We start from the raw sequence: 19,162 nt of genomic DNA, 5'->3' as shown, positions 1-19,162 counted from the left end.
CAACTTCATGCAAAGATAAAATAAAGATTGTTATGATTGTGTAAAGATTTCCGGAAATAATCTGAACTATAATCGTTGCACCCGCAACGGTTTTCTTTTATACTTATTCTGGTTTAAAGGAAGGATGAGAGGAAGAAAATGGATTCTTTTATGCAAATGGTCAATCGCCTCGCGCGACTTTCAGCCTTGTATCGTGAAAAGGAATTTAAAAAATTAGGCTTGGGTGAAATGCATCACGCCTATATTTTAACGATTTGCCGTCAACCAGGGATTTCCCAAGAAGAGCTGGCTTGTCGCATCTTTGTAAATAAAAGCAACGTCACTCGCCAATTGGCCCAGCTAGAACAAAAGGGCTTTATCACTCGCAAAAGTGATCCGACAGACGCCCGACGCTTACAAATTTTTCCCACTGAAAAAGCACAGGAAATCAAAGAGGAGATTCGCCGCATCTTAGCCGACTGGAATCAGACGCTATTGGCAGAAGTCCCCGCCAAACGACAGGCTGAACTTTTGGCAGACTTAGATAAGATCATGACAACTGCGGAAGCACGCATTTGTAGTAAGGAGCAAAAATGAAATTAATTTTAAACTATTTGCGACCCTATCGTTCACAAGTGACGATTGGCGTGATTATTAAATTTTTAGGAACAATGATGGAACTGGTCCTCCCGTGGACGCTGGCCTATATTTTGGACCACGTGATCCCACAAAAAGATCCCCATAAAATCCTTTTGTGGGGTGGTGTCATGCTATTGGCCTCCGCCTTTGCTTTATGGGCGAATATCATTGCCAACCGCATGGTCTCAAAAACGGCGAAGAACACGACCAAGCATATTCGCGATGACCTATTCAAAAAAATTAGTTATTTAGATACGACTCAGATTGAAGAAGTCAGCGTCTCCTCATTAGTCTCACGAGTCACGACCGATTCTTATAATATTCATTTAACATTAGGAGTCATGCTGCGGATGGGCATTCGCGCACCGATCCTGTTGATCGGCGGAATTTTGATTACTACCACCTTAGATCCGGTGTTGACACTGGTCTTAGTCGCGGTGATGCCGATCATCTTCGTGGTGGTCACACACATTTCTAAAAAAGGCGTACCGCTGTTTAGCAAATTACAAACAAAGGTCGATCAACTCGTGCTGACGGTGCGGGAAAATGTGACTGGTTCCCGCGTCATCAAAGCGTTGTCGAAAGAAGCGTATGAACGGAATCGTTTTGAACAAGTCAATCAATCATTAGTAAATGCGGAGACGAAAGCCAATGTGACGTTGGCTGCTTCGCCGGCATTGTTGGATTTATTTTTAAATCTAGGCTTGACCCTCGTGATCGTAGTCAGTGCCTACCGCGTCAATGCAGGACTGACACAACCCGGAGTGATCGTCGCTTTCTTAACGTATTTCACGATTATTTTGAATGCGATGCTGTCGATCACACGAATTTTTGTTTTGTATTCCCGAGGACTGGCTTCCGCCAAACGAATCAACGATGTCTTGCGGAAAAAACCAACCTTGGTTCCCGGTACTTTAGAACAACGCAAGGAAAGCACGACAAAATTACGTTTCGATCACGTGACCTTCGCCTATCCCGACGCCGCGACTGCGATCGAAGATATTTCCTTCAATTTAGCAGCCGGCGAAACATTAGGAATCATGGGGGCTACCGGCAGCGGGAAAACCACCATCGCCAGTTTGATCTTACGCTTGTATGACCGGTCCTCTGGACAAATTCTTTTGGACGGCCAAGACATCAAGCATTATTCCTTAGACGCGCTGCATCAAAAAATCGGTGCTGTCTTACAAAAAGATGTCTTGTTCGCCGATACGATCCGCGAAAATATTTTATTCGGTCGAGCTTTTTCAGAAGAACAAGTCCAGCAAGCAATAGACGATGCGCAGGCCCGAGAATTTATTGATAAATTAGCGGAGGGCTTGGATTACCACTTAGAAGCCAAAGGACAAAATCTCAGTGGCGGTCAGAAACAACGAGTGCTCTTAGCTCGTGCGTTGATTGGTCAGCCGGATCTCTTGATCTTAGATGATTCCTCTAGCGCGTTGGACTATCATACTGATGCGAATTTAAGAAAAGCCCTGCGGACTCATTTTGCAGCGACTACCAAAATTTTGATTGCTCAACGGATCAGCTCGATCCAACATGCAGACAAGATCCTCCTTTTAGAAAAAGGAAAAATGATCGGCTACGGCAGTCATGAGGAGCTATTGGCTGACAATTCAACTTATCAAACGATCTACCACGGTCAGATTGGAGGGGCGAGCATTGGAGAATAATTCACGTAAAGGTACACTGCTGCGATTATGGGGCTACTTGTATCAATTCAAATGGCTTTTATTTTTAGCGGTGCTGTTAACCATCGCTAGTAATTTATTTGCTTTAGTCGGGCCTTTGCTTTCCGGCTACGCCATCGATGCGATCCAGATTGGCCAAGGTAAGGTCGCCTTTCAAAAAGTCTTCTTTTACTGTGCTTGGATGGTAGGCTTTTACTTAGCCTCAGCGATTTTAAGCTACGGTATCAGTCGCTTAATGATTTATTTGAGTCAAAAAATTGCCTTTCGATTACGGAAAGATTTATTTGATAAAATCGTTTCCCTGCCAGTAGGCTATTTTGATCAGCATCAAACAGGTGATATCGTCAGCCGCATGAGCTATGATATCGACACGATCAATACCTCGCTAGCCAACGACTCCGTCCAAGTGTTAAGCAGCTTGGTCACCATCATTGGTTCTTTTGTGATGATGATGGTGATTTCGCCGATAATGGTAACGATCTTCTTAGTCACCGTGCCAGCATCGATTTTACTAACACGCTTTTTGACCAGTAAATTCCAGCCGCTGTTCCGCAAACGTTCCGCTAAGCTAGGGGAATTAAACGGTCTGACCGAAGAACTTTTATCCGGCGAACAAACAACGAAAGTCTATCATCAAGAAGAAACCATGATCAAGCGCTTCGCCGCTAAAAATGACGAAGCCATGACCGCCTATTACAATGCCGAATATTACGGCAGCATGACTGGACCTTCCGTCAACTTTATTAACAATGTCTCCTTGTCATTGATTAGTATCTTAGGTGCGTTTTTATTCCTATTTGGTCATCTCACATTAGGGAAACTTTCATCCTTTGTGCTGTATTCACGAAAATTCTCTGGTCCAATCAACGAGCTGGCAAATATTTTCAGCGACCTGCAATCCTCGATCGCTGCTGCTGAACGTATTTTTAAACTGTTAGATGAAGAACCTGAAGTCCAAGATGTGCCTGAGGCTTACGTCTTCGACCATGTGAAGGGCGCTGTTCGCTTCGATCATGTCTCCTTCAGCTACCAGCAAGCACAACCGGTAATCAACGATCTGTCCTTTGACATCGCCCCCGGCAGCATGGTCGCCATCGTTGGCCCCACCGGTGCCGGCAAGACGACGATCGTCAATCTATTAATGCGTTTTTACGATCCAAATAGTGGTGCGATTTATTTAGATGGACAAAACATCAAAGAAGCAACCCGCGAAAGTCTGCGGAAACAATACGCGATGGTCTTGCAAGATACATGGCTCTTTACCGGGACGATTTTTGAGAATCTGACCTATGGCAATGAAGCCGCCACGATGGAAGACGTCGTTGCCGCTACAAAGGCCGCTCACATCCATGATTTTATTACCCAGCTGCCTAAAGGCTATGACACGCTCATGACCGAAGACGGCTTGGCGATCTCTCAAGGTCAAAAACAATTACTGACAATCGCTCGGGCGATGCTGCTGAATGCCGAGCTGTTGATTTTAGATGAGGCGACTTCCAACGTCGATACCCAAACCGAGCTGTTGATCCAAGCAGCAATGGGCCGTTTGATGGTGGATAAGACGTCCTTCATCATCGCCCACCGACTCTCAACGATTCGTGAAGCTGACTTGATCCTAGTCGTCAATAACGGTAACATCGTCGAGCAAGGGACTCATGAAGAACTCTTAGCGAAAAAAGGCAACTACTATCAGCTCCATCAAGCACAATTTGAACATTAAAAAAACGCCAGTCCATTTGTGGATTGGCGTTTTTTGATAGATCCGACAGCAATCGAAATAATGGAGACAGATGTAAGTAAAAAGACGTTCACCAACTTTTGGTAAACGTCTTTCTATTTTTTATTACCAGCCACCAGATGCTCCGCCACCGCCGGAAGACCCACCACCGAAGGAACCCCACGAGGAGCCGCCGCCAGAGCTGTTGTTATTATCCGACCAATTACTGGAATTATAATTTGATGCTAAGTACGCCGTCGTCAACACATCCCCGTTGCCTGAATAAAGGGTATCACCAATCAAGATCCGACCGAACAATTTCTTTTCCGCCGCTGGATCACGCAACAGCTGTCCTTGAATGATTGCTCGCTTAATCCCTCTGACAGATAAGCCGATCACTAAGCCACTTAAGAAAATCGGATACAGCGGCGATTGCTGCGTTGCCCGATTCAAAGCTTTATCACCAACAATCGTGGTCGTTGCTTGCTGGTAACGCTTATAGGTTTCTTTTAAAAAGACTCGTGCTCGCAAAAGATTTATCAGACTGATCAGACTGACTAACCACAAAAGACTTAATACGACTAGGCCAGTCCAGTGGAAAAACATCAATTGTGTTCGTTGATCCTTTACTTGAGCGATTTGCGAATCTACTAGTGCCGTCTTGGTATTCATGGTGGCGAAGACTTCATCAATCACTTGATTGACGCCTTGGTCGTAATCTTCATCCTTAAAAGCATCCACGACATCGTCGTTATTAATAATGTCATCTGCCTTACCGTCGGGAATCAGACCTTCCAACCCGTACCCCACTTCTAATCGAAATTCCTGCTCGTCTAAAGCAATCAGGTACAAGACGCCGTTGTTTTCCTGTTTATCGCCGATACCCAATTGATTAAAGACTGTATTGGCGTAAGACTCGATGTCTTCCCCGCGAGGCAACTCAGGTACGGTGACAACGGCTAATTGCGCGCCGTTGGTACTGGCCGCCAGCTGTTTGTTTAATTGATAAATTTTTTGTTTCAGTTTATCACTCAGCATCCGCGCGTTGTCAGAAACAAAAACATTATTCCTATTGATCGTCAAATGACTATCTGTCCCTTTGATCGCGACTTGATAATTATTGGCCTGCCTTGGATATTCCTTTAAATTAGACAAATTGTCATTCATAGTCGTTTTGAAGGATTGTGTAACTGTCACTTGTTTACCAGCTAGAATAGCTGCTCGTTCCTGATCCAACGTTGTTAGCTGCTGATCGTAGCCAGCTTTTTTATCGCCATAACCACCGCCAGTAACTAACCTTAAGAATGAAAATCCGCTCACCAGCAGCACAATCACTAACACTAATGAAAAAATACCGCTGCGCCTACGCAATTTGCGGTAATTCCCAACAACCGTTTGATGAAGCTGTTCCCTTGAAGCATACGGATCCTTTTTCATTTTTTTCACCCATCCTTATTCAAAACTAACGTCAGGCACCTCTTTGGCTTTTTCATCCGCTTTAAAATTCGCTTTCTTATCAAAGCCTAAGACTTTCGCCGCCATATTTTTCGGGAAGCGGACTAAGCTTTGATTGTAATCGTTGACTTCTTCGATATAATTCTTTCGTTCAACGGAAATACGATTTTCTGTTCCTTCTAGTTGTACCATCAATGTTTTAACATTTTCATTTGAAGCTAGTGTCGGATAATCTTCTTGGATTACATTCACCATTGTTCCTAAACTCTGTTCGATCTGATTATTCGCCGCGTTTTTTTCCGCAGGCGATTTCGCGCTGTTGTAAGCTTTTCGTGCGTCTGTAATTTCTTTGACGATCTTCTCTTCATGATTCATACTGCCTTGCACACTGTTCACTAAGTTCGGAATCAAATCTGCCCGTCGCTGCATCACATTTTCAACTTGCGACCATTTGGCATCGACGTTGTTTTCCGCCGAAGCCAATGAATTATAGGTGGTGATCAAGTAAGCACCGATCGCTAAAAGAATCACACCAATCCCAACAATGAGCCCTGAATTTCTTTTCATTTTCCTCAATCCTCTTTTCTTTTTTCTTTGTGATTGAGCTAATTATAGCACTCGCCCCGTGGTGCGCCTCAGCCTTTCGACCGATTTTTCAGTTAGGTGGTTGACAAAGAAAAAAACGCGTTTTTCCTTCATATAAGTAGAAAAAGGCGAGGATAATTTTTTATCCTCGCTTCCTTCTTCTTAAATAAATTATCTCTCACAGCACTTACTGTTTACACCACTGCTCAATAAATTCGGTGCATTTTTCAATCTCTTCAGAGTCTTGAGCTTTCCGCCGAATCAAATAAAAAATTCGTTTAAAGCTATCATCTAGCATTTGGTAAGAAATTCCTCCAGCCGCTCGTTCAGAAATCACCGAGCAACCAAAGCCACGTTTTAATAAGCCTACAATGATCTCATTATTTTGAATCTCGATGATGGGGTCTTTGATGTCTCCCTCATCTAAAAAACGTTTTGTGTAATAATGGACGCCGGAAGTATTTTCTCGAATGAGCCAAGGGCCGGTCTTAGGATCGCCAGCCAAAACTAATTGGTCCTCCATTAAAGAAACGCGTTTGATATTCGCTGAGGATAATGGTTTTTCAATAAATCCAAGATCGACCGTATGATGCTCTACCGCTTGCAGTACTTCTAGCGAATTCATCATTTGAACGCTGAAACGAATATGGGGAAAGTTTTGATACAAATCGATCAGCAAATTGGGCAAAATATAATTGGCGAAGGTGTGTGAAGCGCCGATTACACACCGGATGGTTTGCTGTTGATTGATTTGAACTGCTTGATACAGATTCTCCCAGTCATCGATCAAATCCACCACCCGCTCATATAAAATTTCCGCCTGTTGAGTTACCAAGACTTCTTTACGACCGCTACGGATGAACAACTGCGTATTCAATTCATTTTCTAGCTGTTTGATCTGTGAAGAAACTGTCGGCTGGGAAATAAATAAAATTTCCGAAGCCTTGGAAAAGTTTTTGGTTTCATAAACCACTTTGAAGGTTTCTAGCCATTTAAATATCGTAATCACTTCCATTAACTTTTTCTATCTAAGGTATTATATCAATAAATTATAATAATCAAAGTTGTTGGTTATAATAAATTCCATAGAAAGGAACCTGCATATGTCTAACACTATTTTAATGTCATTTAAAAAAATCATTCCTGGCTTAAGTTTGTCGGTTGCTGTCGCGATCTGCGGCAAGCTCTTGGCGCTGCTACTGCCAAAGCTTGGTGCAGCGACACTGGCGATCTTGCTGGGGATTCTCTTAGGAAACACTTTTTTTAAACAAGCAAGTCTCGCGGATGGGACAAAATTTTCCGAGAGTCGATTGCTGGAATACTCCGTCGTCTTACTAGGCCTCACAGTGACCTTCCAAACGATTGGTCAAATGGGGGTCAAAGGGCTGATTTTTATCATGCTTCTCATGACGATCGTCATCGTCGGTGCTTATCTGCTAGGCCGCAAGCTCGGCTTTAATGAAAAAATGGCTTTGATGATGGCCGGCGGAAACGCAGTCTGCGGCTCTTCTGCCATTGGAGCGATTGCACCAGCGATTGAAGCGGATGATAATCAAAAAGGACAGATCATCACGTTGGTGAATCTGCTGGGAACTGTTATGATGCTGACGCTGCCCTTTTTAGGAATTCATTTATTCGGCGGTGCGTTGTTCGCTAAAAGTGCCTTATTAGGAGGCACGTTGCAATCCGTCGGACAAGTTGTCGCCGGCGCTAGCTTGGTCAATGCCGAGACGGTCAAATTTTCGATGCTGTTTAAGATCACGCGAATCATTTTTCTCGTCGTTGTAGTATTCGTCTTTGAGCAAAAGGTGCGCCGCGATCAATTAGTCACTACCAAAAATGCCAAGAAAAAATTTCCGATTCCTTGGTATGTCTTAGGTTTTCTATTAGCCTGCGTAGTGAATAGCTTCCTGCCTTTACCTGCCTTCTTTAATCAAGGAGCGCATTTTATCAGCTCATGGTTTGAAACGATCGCCTTAGCTGCCATTGGCCTGCGTTTAGATTTCCGAAAATTTTTGAAAGAAGGCCCACGCTTTTTGATTTATGGTTTATCTGTCGGTTCGCTGCAAACCATCGCCGCAGTCGCGTTGATTTTTCTTTTACACATTTAAAAAGGACGTGTGCCAACCAACTGGTGGGTATACGTCCTTCTTTTTTTATTTTACCACCGCGACAATTTCAACTTCCACCAATGCATCCTTAGGCAAGCGGGCCACCTCTACACAAGAACGACTAGGCTTTTCATTAATAAAAAAACTTTCATAGACTTGATTAAACTCGACAAATTCACCGATATCATTCAAAAAACAAGTCGTTTTGATAACTTGATCATAATCTAGATCGACTGCCCGCAAAATGCCACCCACATTTTGCAGCACCTGTTTTGTTTGCTCTTGGATCGTTTCCCCGACTAATTCTCCAGTGACTGGGTCCAAGGCAATCTGGCCTGAGGCATATAAGAAACCATTGACGACTTTTCCTTGCACATAGGGACCAATTGCCTGCGGCGCCTCATTTGTTTCGACGGTGTAAACAGGTGCTACCTCTTGAAAATCCAGTTTCGTTACATTGTTTTCCATTTTTCCCACTCCTTTTTTTGAAATCAAAAAAGCACCCCACCTTTATCAGTGAGATGCTGGAGAATCCCACTTAACAAATGTCAAACAGGACTTCAAACCGTTTTTTTCAAAACAAGTCTCAAGTCCTAAGCCTAATAATAATCATTTGCCAAGCAGTCGTCGCGTTCATAGAAATTCTCCTTCTTAAAATTAAATTTAAATGGCAATCAAATTAATTTATGATTGTAATCATAACGGAGGTTGCTGTGTTTGTCAATAAGTTTAAAGAATTTTCTGACATTTAATCATTGTCTTTCTCTCATTTTTGTAAGCTGATTGTTCGTTAGATACATGGTGAGCCTCAAATTTTTTCGGTATCTTTGAACTAGAGAGAAAGGAGTTTTTTTAATGAATCAAGGATTAACTGGTTTCCAGTTAAAAGTAGTTGGGGTCATAACGATGGTGATCGATCATCTAGCAGAATTTTTCCTATTTCTAGGAGTTCCGATGTGGTTTCACTGGATCGGACGAATCGCAGCACCGATTTTCCTTTTTGAAAGTTCCGAGGGCTTTATTCATACAAGCAATCGAAAAAAATATATGTTCCGTTTGTTGGTGGGCTATTGGATCATGGGAATCATTGGCCAAATTATCAACCGCTACCTAATGACTGGTGATGCTATTATTATGAATAATATTTTTGGAACGCTTTTTTTAGGAACTGTTTATATGCAAGCGTGCGAATACTTCAAACAACGCAAAACTTTTTTCAAAGGGTTGATTTGGTTCCTTGTCCCAACATTGCTAAGTATCTTAGCAATGACCTTATTATCTAGCAGCTTATTCGAGTCAGAGATTGGACCGGTTTTCTTCCAAATCTTTACTTTGCTGGTGCCAACTTTATTACTGACTGAGGGTGGAATTTTATTTGTTTTACTAGCCGTCTTGTTCTATCTATTCCACGGCAAGAAATTGTTACAAGTAGCTGCATTAGTAGTAGTCGCAGCAATCATGCTCGTTTTTGGCGGTGGCATACAACATGCCTTCACTTTGAATTTCCAATGGATGATGCTTTTTTCAGCCATTCCTATCATCCTTTACAACGGAGAAAAGGGTCGCAGCATGCGGAATTTCTTCTACATTTTTTATCCCGCACATATCGCGTTATTCGCCGTCATCAGCTTTTTGATCCAGCGCTAAGCTTGACCTTCAAACAAAAAAGCCGTACAATGCTGATTGTGAATAAATCGTACAGATAACACGCTCCGCGTGTCGAGAGAGAGGCGGTTTCTATTAATTTAGAAACCACCTCTCTCTTTTTGCCAGTTCCACTTCTTGCTTTAGCAAGTTTAGTGGAATCGTATGCGTGCTGAAGATCATTCATTTTTCGCTTTTTAGAAAAATGAGTCCGCCACTTTGAAGTAGCTGCGAGTTCCGCTTCGCTTTTTTATACGATTATTCAAGTAAAGTCTGTGAGGTTATAAAATGAAAGAAAAGAAAATCCATTTGTTGTATGCTGTCTTAGCCACTGGGATCATGTCCTTCGCTGGTGTCCTGATCGAAACCGCCATGAACGTTACCTTTCCAACATTGATCACACAATTTGGGATCTCCACTGGAATGGTGCAGTGGGTCACGACGATTTACCTCTTAGTAATCTCTATCATGGTACCTTTTTCAAATTACTTGTTGAAAAGTTATTCGATTCGAAAATTATTTTTAGTCGCTAATCTCTTTTTTATTGCCGGTTTGGTGACGGATTTATGGTCGCCTTCCTTTAGTATCTTGTTAGCCGGACGCCTGTTACAAGGTGTCAGCACCGGAATCGCGCTACCGTTGATGTTCCATATTATTTTGAACTTTACACCGATGCATAAACGGGGAACGATGATGGGGGTTGGAACCTTGACGACCTCCATTGCGCCAGCAATCGGCCCAACTTACGGCGGAATCATGACCGCTAGTATGTCTTGGCATTCGATCTTTTTATTTTTACTCCCCGTCTTGGCTCTGTCGTTAATTATCGGCTTATATGCGATCCCTGAAATGCCGGTCAAAAAATCCGGCGGACTGGATATCGTCAGTCTGTTAGGCGTGGCCCTTCTATTTAGTGGACTATTAATGTTCTTAAACCAACTAGGCAGCTGGCTGAGTCTCGTATCATTAGCAGTTGGAATCTTAGGTCTCGTGATTTTTTATCGGCAAGCGACTCGCGGAAAAAATCCATTGGTCCGCATTACTGTTCTGAAAAACAACGTCTTCGTTTTGTTTTTATGCGGTTTTCTCGTGTGTCAGTTTTTACTTTTAGGAATTTCCTTCGTTCTACCAAACTTCATCCAGATCGTTCTAGGCAAAGACGCTTTTGTTGCTGGTTTAGTTATGATGCCGGGTGCTGCTGTCGGTGCCATCCTAGCACCGATCTCTGGCCGCATCCTAGATACCTTCGGCTCAAAAAAACCAATCCTATTGGGCCTAAGCATAGCGACGATCGGCTGGATCGCTTTGACCGTATTATTACGAGCACCAATTTTATTAGGGTTCGTAGCAGGCCATGTCTTTTATATGATCGGAATCGGCTTTGCTTACAGCAACCTGATGACGACCGGCATGAATCTATTGCCAGAAGCTGATTACGGCGACGGCAATACTCTTTTTAATACGTTACAACAGTTCTCTGGTGCAGTTGCCACCGCGATCGTCGCGACTATCATTAATCTAGCACAGCAATCTCAGTCGAATTTTATTGCCGCCACTGTTACCGGCTCGCAACTCTCGCTGCTCTTTCTACTCGCACTGCTAGTGATCGTTTTGATTGCTTGTTGGATTCATTTCCGCAAAGAACCAACCATCGCTTGATGGCTGGTTCTTTTTTTATTCTTCACATTCGCTCATGGAATCAATTGATTCAACTGATTCACTTTTTCTCATTTGCACGATCAAAAGAATTGCTAATAAAACGATCATTGCACCAAAAATCGGTGTGTAGGCAAGTCCTATTTTACCTGTGACTTGAGCGCCAATCGTTGAACCTAAAGTAATTCCGATATTAAAAGCTGCGATGTTCAAGGCTGAGGCCAAAGTAATATCTTGTGGGACATATTTTTCGGCTAGCTCTACAACATACAGCTGCAAGCCAGGGACATTCATGAATGCAAATAGACCTAACAACAGCGCAGCCGACAATCCTAAAATAGTGTTTCCAAGCAAAACGGTCACAAATAAAAAGACGAGCGCAACTAACAATAAACCAAACATCTTCATCAATGAAGCCAACGGTTGAGCATTGGCAAAGTGTCCACCAATTGTATTTCCAATCGCCACCATGATGCCGTAAACGATCAAAATAATGACCACCGCACTAGCAGAAAAACCAAATCCTGCTAAAATTGGCGATAAATAAGTATACGCTGCAAAAGTCCCACCATAACCAAATGCCGTGATTAAAAAGGACATGACCAATGGTTTGTTCATAAAGATTCTTACAAAGCCCTTTAAGTCAACTTTTCCTGGTATTGGCAAATTACGAGGAACTAAAAAGCTGCTGGCGATCAATCCAATTAAACCAACGACTGCGATAAAAATGAAGGACATTTTCCAAGTCGTTTGTTGACCGATAAAAGTTCCTAGCGGTACTCCGGTCACTGTTGCAACTGTCAAACCAGTAAACATAATGGCAATCGCACTTGCTCGCCGTGAGGGTTCCACGACATCCGCCGCGATCACTGTAGAGACCGACATAAAGATGCCATGAGCGAGCGCCGCTAAAATCCGACCAACTAATAAAATCAGAAAAGTCGGCGCAAAGGCCGCTAACAGATTCCCACTGATAAACAGTAGCATAATACCTAGCATCAAGTTGCGTCGATTCCATTTTCCTGTTAAGACAGTCAAAAGCGGCGCACCGATCGTAACGCCTAACGCATAGAGTGAGACCGTCAGGCCCGCTTGAGCCAACGTGACGTGAAAACTTTTGACCAGCAGTGGCAGCAGGCCGACACTGATAAATTCAGTCGATCCAATCGCAAAGGCATTGATCGCTAAAGCAAATAACGTTAAATTAGGTGATAGTTTCTTTTCCATTTTCTTCCTCCAAAGCAAGTATTTGTAAGCTACGAGAAGATACTATATACTGTGGAAGATCTTTTGGTAAGTACCCACTTTTTTGTACCATAGATACCTTTTAGTAACTTTTGGATCAGATCAAGCTTTAAAGGAGCAAAAAAATTTGGAAAATCGCGCTTATATGATCGGTGTCGAAGCCACGATGGCTGTCATCGGCGGAAAATGGAAACCGATCATTCTATGTAATCTTCGGCATGGACCGATGCGCCCTGGTGATTTGAAACGAGGAATCTCCGGCATCAGTCAAAAAATGCTAACTTCTCAGCTGCGAGAATTAGAAGCGGACAACATCATCGACCGCAAAGTTTATCAACAAGTCCCGCCGAAGGTCGAATATTCTTTAAGTGAATACGGCCGCAGTTTATCTGACATTTTGGACAACCTGTGTAGCTGGGGCGAACAGCACGTCGCTCATCTACAAGAACAAGGTCACCCAGTTTGCTTAGAGAAAGCAAACTAAAAAGAGGTTGGGACAGAAGTGTTCAGCTTCAAGAAATAAGAAGGAATTTCCGAAAATTGCTCCTCAAATTTTTGTGAAATTTCGGCTTATTTCCGAAGAAGCTACTTCTGTCACACCGTTTATACGGAAATAGGAGCTGAGACAAATTAATGTCCCAGCTCCTTCTTTTATCTGCCGCGGAAAGAAAGGATAAATTTTTTACATGAATAAATCGCTTTACAACAAGTATATCCATGTTCAACTTCACAAACTAGCTTTTTCACGTGATAGAAACATCGTCTGCTACTTCAGCCCAATGATTCGTCGGTCCATGTCCATGCCCCACATAAATCGGCTGGCTGATCGCCGCTTGAATAAATTGCTTGCCAATAATGATCGCTTTCTTCAAGTCCGTCCCTTTTGCCAACTCAGCCGCGATACAAGCAGAAAAAGTATCGCCGGTACCATGAGTATTTGCCGTTTCAACACGAGGTGTGCTCATCCAGAAGGCCTCACCATCGGCTAGTAACACGAAATCGGCCGCGTTGCTATTGTGACTATGACCGCCTTTGACGATCACATTTTTCGTCCCTAAGGCTTGCAGTTTTTTAGCTGCCGTGATCATTTCTTGATCCGTTACGATCCGTTCACCAATGATCACCTCTGCTTCTGGCAAATTAGGTGTCACGACGGTAGCTAATGGCAATAATTTTTGATTGATCGTCTGGACCGCCTCGGTTTGTAATAGATGGTGTCCGCCTTTTGCCACCATTACTGGATCAACGATCAGTGGGCCAAAATCGACCTGCTTTAATTTTTTCACGACCGTTTCGACCCGTTCCACGTCGGCCAACATCCCCGTCTTTGCCGCTCCAATCGTAAAATCCGCCGCTAGCGAATCAAATTGCTCTTCGATGAAGGCGCTAGGAATAGCCAAGCTGTCCTGCACACCGTAAGTGTTTTGCGCCGTCAAAGCTACGATGATACTCATGCCAAACGCCTTTCGCGCTTGAAAGGTTTTTAAATCGGCTTGAATGCCCGCTCCGCCGCCTGAATCTGAGCCGGCGATAGTGACGACTTGTGGTGTTGAATTAATCATGCTTGGACCTCCAGTACATCAATCATTTTTTGTTTCAGTGAACGAACCTTCGCTGCGACATTTTCCGCTAACATGATCTCACTGACAATTGAAACACCTGCAATGCCTGTTCCCTTAAATTGAAGGAGTTTATCTTCCTTGATCCCGCCAATCGCCACGCTAGGGATTGCGACAGCTTGATTGATTGCTTGCAATGTTTCTAGCGAAGTCAAGCTCGTCTCTTTTGTCGTCGTGGGAAAAATCGCGCCGATTCCTAAATAGTCGGCCCCTGCCTGCTGTGCTTCCAAGCCGCGGGCGACCGTCTTAGCGGACACCCCTAATAGTTTCTCTGAACCGATCAAAGACCGAACCACGTTCACCGGCATTTCGTCATCGCCAATGTGGACACCGGCTGCATCCACTGCCAAACAAATATCCACCCGATCATTGATGATCAATGGAACTTGATAACAATCCGTCACTGCCTTGACTTTTCGCGCCAATTCATAAAAAGCGCCGCTTAATAATTCTTTTTCTCGCAATTGCACCAAGGTTACGCCGTTTTGACAAGCTTCCTCGATGATACTTAAAAATTTCTTGTCGTTAAACTGATAGTGGTCCGTCACTAAATACAACGTTAAATCCATGAGCGTTGCCATCCTTTCACACCTTTTGTCCACTCTGTTTCCATCAACAAAGTCAATTGATTCAATGTCTCTTGCCGAAAATTTGCTAAGCCTCGCTGATTTTTAGCCGCTTCACCGCAACAGTTGAAATAACTGACGGCACTCACTACCGCTGCTGCTCCAACCACTCCACTGCCTAGCAAGGCCGCGATCAATGCGCCCACCACATCACCGGTGCCAGTAAAACGATCCAACTCCGGTACGCCATTTTGCAAACGCCAGCTATTCTTTTGATCCACCACCAGGTCTTGACTGCCCGTGGCTAAGAAAATCGTTCGTGGATAGTCCACCGTCAATTTTTGTAAAGCAAGCGTTAATTCCTCCAGCGCCGCTTCACTTTGATCCAACGGACTACCGTCCACCCCACGAGCCTGACTCGGTAACCCGCAAAAATTCCGCAGCTCAGAAATATTTCCCTTTACCACAGTGGGCTCCGCCGCTACCAGCAAACGGCCAACTTGATTCCGGACCGCACTGACACCATAGCCGACTAAATCCACGACGGTTGGCTTTTTCAGCTCTTTAGCCAATTCAGCAGCCGCCACTAAACTTTTTTCCCGTGTTTTTGACAAATGACCAATATTCAACAGCAAGCTGTCGGTCTGCTGAAACAGCTCCGCAAACTCCCGCTCGTCTGAAGCCATGATGGGTTTAGCCCCCACGTACAGCAAAGCATTGGCCACTGTTTCGCAAGTCACCTCATTCGTAATACAATGAACCAAGGGCGCATTTGCCAAAGGCATGCTCGCACTTATCTCAACCGTTTTCATTCAAACCTTCTCCCTTCAAAAAACAATCGCTGCCAGCGCTTGAATATTTTTGTTTCTTTCAGCTTCACCAAAACAACAAAGGCGATAGCGGAACCAATCAAGGTCGCGCCGATAAAACGCGGCGTATAAATCAGCCAATATAATTCCTGCTGACTGCCAGTAAACCAAACCATCACCGGATAAGACAGCAATGAGCCTAAGATTCCCGTCCCAAAAATTTCACCTACCATCGACCAGACGAGCTTTCTGCCAAACTTGTAGAACAGCCCTGCAAAAAAAGCCCCGAAGACTGCCCCCGTTAAAGCTAACGGTGGAATCCCCAACATCGTCATACGAATCAACGCACAAACCAAAGCCATCATGGTACCGTAAAAAGGACCCAGCAATACTCCGGCAATAATATTCATGACGCTCGACATCGGCGCCATCCCTTCAATCCTCATTAACGGAGACAACACTACGTCTAAAGCAATCATCAACGCCAACAAGGTCAACTTATGGATACGATCTTTTTCCATGCAAACAGCCCCTTTTCCTCAAGAGATATTTGGGGCTGGTCGTTCCACTCTTGCTGCTAGAAAGTCATTGTAAAAATAGAAAAACCCAACCACAAAAAAAACTGGTCGGGTACAATTCATCACTAGCTACATTTCCCTTCGACAGTCTTAACTGCATCAGGTTCAGTGGGTATAATCTCAGCTAAATAGCACCCCAAATGTTTCTCTTCAATTTGTTTGAAGTATAACATACTTTTTTTATTCCAACTAGCTTATACTTAGGAAAAAGGAGGGCAACTTTTATGCCAAAACCAAATTTTTCCGCCATTCATCATGTGGCGATCATTGTTTCTGATTATCAGAAGGCTCGTAACTTTTATGTCGATATCTTAGGTCTGCCCATCATTCGTGAAAATTATCGTCCAGAACGAGAGGATTATAAATTGGATTTGCAGCTAAATGATGCTGAATTAGAAATTTTTGCTGCAAATAACCCGCCTCAACGTCCCAGTTTTCCTGAAGCGGCCGGTTTGCGTCATCTCGCTTTTAAAACAGAAGACATCGAAGCGACAGTCGCCTACTTAAAGGAACAAGGGGTGGACTGCGAACCTTTACGCAAAGATGCCTTTACTGGTGACCGGATGACGTTCTTTTTCGATCCCGATGGTTTGCCGTTAGAACTACACGAATAAAAAAGCGGCAGAATTTGCTCTGCCGCTTTTTCTATGCTTCATCAACAGGATACTTGATGGCATTTTTCTTTAATTTTTCACTGATGATCTCATCGATATCGAAGTCCAAATTATCTGCCATCATATACGAATAGATCAAAACATCCGCTAGCTCTTCCTTCAAGCGTTCGGTTTGCGTTCGTGCTTCTTCCGAGTCCTTCCATTGAAAAAGCTCTAAAAGCTCCGCCGCTTCTAGTGTAATCGACAGCGCCAGATCCTTTTCATTATGAAAGGGACGCCAGTTTCGTTCGTCACGAAATTGATTGATTTTTTCCATACTGTTCATAGTCAACCTTCTTTCGCTCCTATTCTACCACAGAAACAAGACTGCGCTTTTCCGCCAGCTCACTAACCATCTCTTGAATCCAGCGAGTACTTTGAACCGTCAAAAAAGGATCGATCACTACTACCGGGTAATCCTTTGGCAGACCTTCAGCAGAGCCCGTGGTAATCAGACAATCGTATTTTTTTAATTCCTCTTGCAGCTGTAAAGAGCCGCCGACTAACTTTTCAAAATGATGAATGGAAAAATTCCCGTACACCGAAACTTGAATTTGTCTTGTCAGAAAGGTTTCCTCAGTCGGAGTTAAATCTGATAATAATAAAACTTTTAGCAAATGATCCTGACTGGCTAACCAATCTAAGCTCTTGACCTCTGTCGTAACTAATAAATAAATATAGTTCCGGATATAATCCTCATCTTGGAACATCTGATACTTATCTACGAAACGCTCGACTAAATCTCTGATTTTTTCTACTCCGCGACGATATACGCGGGAAACTTCCTTTAGAAAAGAGGTTCGATTGCGCCAAAGCAGTCCGATATATTTACCTTCAGGATTGCAGAAATAAAAATCATTGCACAGCACCGTCGTCAAATCAATTCGCGCTTGCTTGGTTAAACGATGACCCAGCATTTGATTGAATTCCTCGACTAGCTCATAATGCTCCATAAATAATTTTTGATACTTCGGATTATCCGTCATGGCGATCTCCCGATGAGGAATACTGAAAACAATCGAGTCAGAATACGTTAGCCACAGCGTATCTCGCAGCATCATCGGGGTTAACTCTAGATTCACACCATCGCGAACGGCTTGCTTTAGTCTTTTATAAGAGACGCCTAAAGGCATGATCAGCCCTTCCGTCCGCAGCTCGTCTTCAGGATAATCGTGCCCGCTCTTTATCCGCCAAAAGCTGATGTACATATTATAGATGACACGTTTTTTGAAAATATATTTTTCGTGGATCTGATTCGCCTCCACAAAATCTTGGACATATTGTTCAATGATGTAATAGTGCTTCGTTGGTAATTTCGGCAAGGTACTTTCAAAAGCGCTTTGACGCTCGCTATAAAAACGATAATAAAAATTACGAATCTCAGCTTCATTCCCTTCGATTCGTAATGGCCGATAGCATAATTCCATCCCAGCCTGCGTCAAGACCTTCTCGATCTTTTTCAAATAGCGCTGCGTATTAGAAGAACTAAGATACAGCTTCTTTGCTAAGGCGGTGATGTTCTCACACTCTTCATATAACAATTCTTCGATGATCTGAAATTCCGGACAAGTATTTAAGATATTTGCGTATAAATTACCCAAGCTAACCGTCTTATCCACGATCAAACGGTAGAGTCCTTTCGTTTTAATGATTTGAAAATTCGGATTTTCTCCATTAATTAGTTCAATATCATTTAATAAAATTGGTAATGAACAATTCAGTTCACTTAACAATTGATCACTCGACCAACCATCTCTTCGATAATACAGCTGCTCCAACAACGCTAATCGACGCTTATTACTTGTTCCTAAAATTGTACGAAAGTCCACGATCATTCTCCCCTTTTAAAGAACGCCCCTGCCAAACCTCATCTCTCTCCAAACAACTCATCTCAGAAAATAAAGTACCCGCCTTTTTACAAGATAGATTTAGCCCGAAAAATACCTCTACGGAAAAAGAAAAGAACTTACAACCCGTATCACTTTCTCATTTTGCTTTCATCGCCTTATTCAAAAAAAGACTTGAATACTTGGAATCTTCTTTGTTGTTAACAAATAATAATATATTAAAGTGATATTGACAATTTTAGCCCAAAATAATTCAAAATGTATAAATTAGGAAAATCCATTTTTTAAAAATTAGGAAAAAAATTGAAAAAAAGCAATTTTATTTCGTAAAAAAGACCACGAATCAGCTACTTTAAGCCCTTAGC

General features: G+C 43.1%; 19 protein-coding genes and 1 riboswitch. Of the genes, 8 read left to right on the top strand and 11 right to left on the bottom strand.

Annotated elements, in window-relative coordinates; genetic code table 11:
• Nucleotides 1–138 precede the first annotated feature (138 nt).
• From RV00_RS10845 to RV00_RS10835, 3 genes are read left to right on the top strand one after another with little or no spacing between them, the layout of a single operon-like run.
• Nucleotides 139–576 (top strand): MarR family winged helix-turn-helix transcriptional regulator, encoded by a 438-nt coding sequence (locus RV00_RS10845; protein WP_071862631.1) that lies wholly within the window; start codon nt 139–141, stop codon nt 574–576.
• Nucleotides 573–2,294, top strand: coding sequence for an ABC transporter ATP-binding protein (locus RV00_RS10840; RefSeq protein ID WP_071862630.1), 1,722 nt, complete (start codon nt 573–575; stop codon nt 2,292–2,294). The genes RV00_RS10845 and RV00_RS10840 overlap by 4 nt, the downstream gene beginning before the upstream one ends.
• Nucleotides 2,284–4,032 (top strand): ABC transporter ATP-binding protein, encoded by a 1,749-nt coding sequence (locus tag RV00_RS10835; protein WP_071862629.1) that lies wholly within the window; start codon nt 2,284–2,286, stop codon nt 4,030–4,032. The genes RV00_RS10840 and RV00_RS10835 overlap by 11 nt, the downstream gene beginning before the upstream one ends.
• Before the next feature lie 123 nt (nt 4,033–4,155).
• Here RV00_RS10835 and RV00_RS10830 read toward each other — a convergent pair whose 3' ends face one another.
• From RV00_RS10830 to RV00_RS10820, 3 genes are all read right to left on the bottom strand, one after another.
• Complete coding sequence (locus tag RV00_RS10830; RefSeq protein WP_071862628.1) at nt 4,156–5,466, bottom strand: TPM domain-containing protein; 1,311 nt, start codon at nt 5,464–5,466, stop codon at nt 4,156–4,158.
• A gap of 15 nt (nt 5,467–5,481) precedes the next feature.
• Nucleotides 5,482–6,051: a LemA family protein gene (locus tag RV00_RS10825; RefSeq protein WP_071862627.1), complete on the bottom strand. Its 570-nt coding sequence runs from the start codon at nt 6,049–6,051 to the stop codon at nt 5,482–5,484.
• A 205-nt stretch (nt 6,052–6,256) separates the two neighbouring features.
• The gene (locus tag RV00_RS10820; protein WP_071862626.1) at nt 6,257–7,084 is read right to left on the bottom strand and encodes a LysR family transcriptional regulator; all 828 of its coding nucleotides are present in this window, start codon (nt 7,082–7,084) and stop codon (nt 6,257–6,259) included.
• Nucleotides 7,085–7,172: 88 nt separating this feature from the next.
• Here RV00_RS10820 and RV00_RS10815 point away from each other — a divergent pair, with 88 nt between their 5' ends.
• Nucleotides 7,173–8,180, top strand: a complete 1,008-nt coding sequence (locus tag RV00_RS10815; RefSeq protein WP_071862625.1) for a YeiH family protein — start codon at nt 7,173–7,175, stop codon at nt 8,178–8,180.
• Between the two features lie 45 nt (nt 8,181–8,225).
• Here the strand turns inward: RV00_RS10815 and RV00_RS10810 are convergent, their stop codons facing one another.
• Nucleotides 8,226–8,648 (bottom strand): RidA family protein, encoded by a 423-nt coding sequence (locus tag RV00_RS10810; RefSeq protein ID WP_071862624.1) that lies wholly within the window; start codon nt 8,646–8,648, stop codon nt 8,226–8,228.
• Between the two features lie 387 nt (nt 8,649–9,035).
• Between RV00_RS10810 and RV00_RS10805 the strand changes: the two genes are divergently transcribed.
• Complete coding sequence (locus RV00_RS10805; RefSeq protein WP_071862623.1) at nt 9,036–9,827, top strand: TraX family protein; 792 nt, start codon at nt 9,036–9,038, stop codon at nt 9,825–9,827.
• A 285-nt stretch (nt 9,828–10,112) separates the two neighbouring features.
• Complete coding sequence (locus RV00_RS10800) at nt 10,113–11,483, top strand: MFS transporter (RefSeq protein ID WP_071862622.1); 1,371 nt, start codon at nt 10,113–10,115, stop codon at nt 11,481–11,483.
• A gap of 15 nt (nt 11,484–11,498) precedes the next feature.
• Here RV00_RS10800 and RV00_RS10795 read toward each other — a convergent pair whose 3' ends face one another.
• A complete protein-coding gene (locus RV00_RS10795) occupies nt 11,499–12,707 on the bottom strand; it encodes an MFS transporter (RefSeq protein WP_071862621.1) in 1,209 nt (402 codons plus the stop codon).
• Between the two features lie 145 nt (nt 12,708–12,852).
• On the opposite strand from RV00_RS10795, the gene RV00_RS10790 reads away from it, so the two are divergent.
• Entirely contained in the window at nt 12,853–13,209 is a 357-nt protein-coding gene (locus RV00_RS10790; RefSeq protein ID WP_084133293.1) for a winged helix-turn-helix transcriptional regulator, read from the top strand.
• Between the two features lie 259 nt (nt 13,210–13,468).
• Here RV00_RS10790 and thiD read toward each other — a convergent pair whose 3' ends face one another.
• The 4 genes from thiD to thiW are packed head-to-tail and all read right to left on the bottom strand — an operon-like array spanning nt 13,469 to nt 16,240.
• Entirely contained in the window at nt 13,469–14,287 is an 819-nt protein-coding gene (gene thiD, locus RV00_RS10785; protein WP_071862620.1) for a bifunctional hydroxymethylpyrimidine kinase/phosphomethylpyrimidine kinase, read from the bottom strand.
• Nucleotides 14,284–14,913, bottom strand: coding sequence for a thiamine phosphate synthase (gene thiE / locus RV00_RS10780; protein ID WP_071862619.1), 630 nt, complete (start codon nt 14,911–14,913; stop codon nt 14,284–14,286). Before thiE ends, thiD begins: the two co-directional genes overlap by 4 nt.
• Entirely contained in the window at nt 14,904–15,722 is an 819-nt protein-coding gene (thiM, locus tag RV00_RS10775; protein ID WP_071862618.1) for a hydroxyethylthiazole kinase, read from the bottom strand. The genes thiE and thiM overlap by 10 nt, the downstream gene beginning before the upstream one ends.
• On the bottom strand, nt 15,719–16,240 hold the full coding sequence (gene thiW / locus RV00_RS10770; protein ID WP_071862617.1) for an energy coupling factor transporter S component ThiW: 522 nt from the start codon (nt 16,238–16,240) through the stop codon (nt 15,719–15,721). Before thiW ends, thiM begins: the two co-directional genes overlap by 4 nt.
• Nucleotides 16,241–16,356: 116 nt before the next feature.
• Nucleotides 16,357–16,446: riboswitch (TPP riboswitch) on the bottom strand.
• Between the two features lie 75 nt (nt 16,447–16,521).
• On the opposite strand from thiW, the gene gloA2 reads away from it, so the two are divergent.
• On the top strand, nt 16,522–16,911 hold the full coding sequence (gene gloA2 / locus RV00_RS10765) for an SMU1112c/YaeR family gloxylase I-like metalloprotein (protein WP_071862616.1): 390 nt from the start codon (nt 16,522–16,524) through the stop codon (nt 16,909–16,911).
• 31 nt (nt 16,912–16,942) lie between these two features.
• On the opposite strand, the gene RV00_RS10760 is transcribed toward gloA2, so the two are convergent.
• Together RV00_RS10760 and RV00_RS10755 are read right to left on the bottom strand one after the other, a co-directional pair.
• Entirely contained in the window at nt 16,943–17,236 is a 294-nt protein-coding gene (locus tag RV00_RS10760) for a nucleotide pyrophosphohydrolase (RefSeq protein ID WP_071862615.1), read from the bottom strand.
• A gap of 19 nt (nt 17,237–17,255) precedes the next feature.
• Entirely contained in the window at nt 17,256–18,779 is a 1,524-nt protein-coding gene (locus RV00_RS10755) for an AcpB/EbpR/MafR family transcriptional regulator (RefSeq protein ID WP_071862709.1), read from the bottom strand.
• Nucleotides 18,780–19,162: the final 383 nt, after the last annotated feature.

It is taken from the genome of Enterococcus devriesei (assembly GCF_001885905.1).
Taxonomy (GTDB): Bacteria; Bacillota; Bacilli; order Lactobacillales; family Enterococcaceae; genus Enterococcus_A; species Enterococcus_A devriesei.
This window is presented reverse-complemented; position numbering and strand designations above follow the sequence as displayed.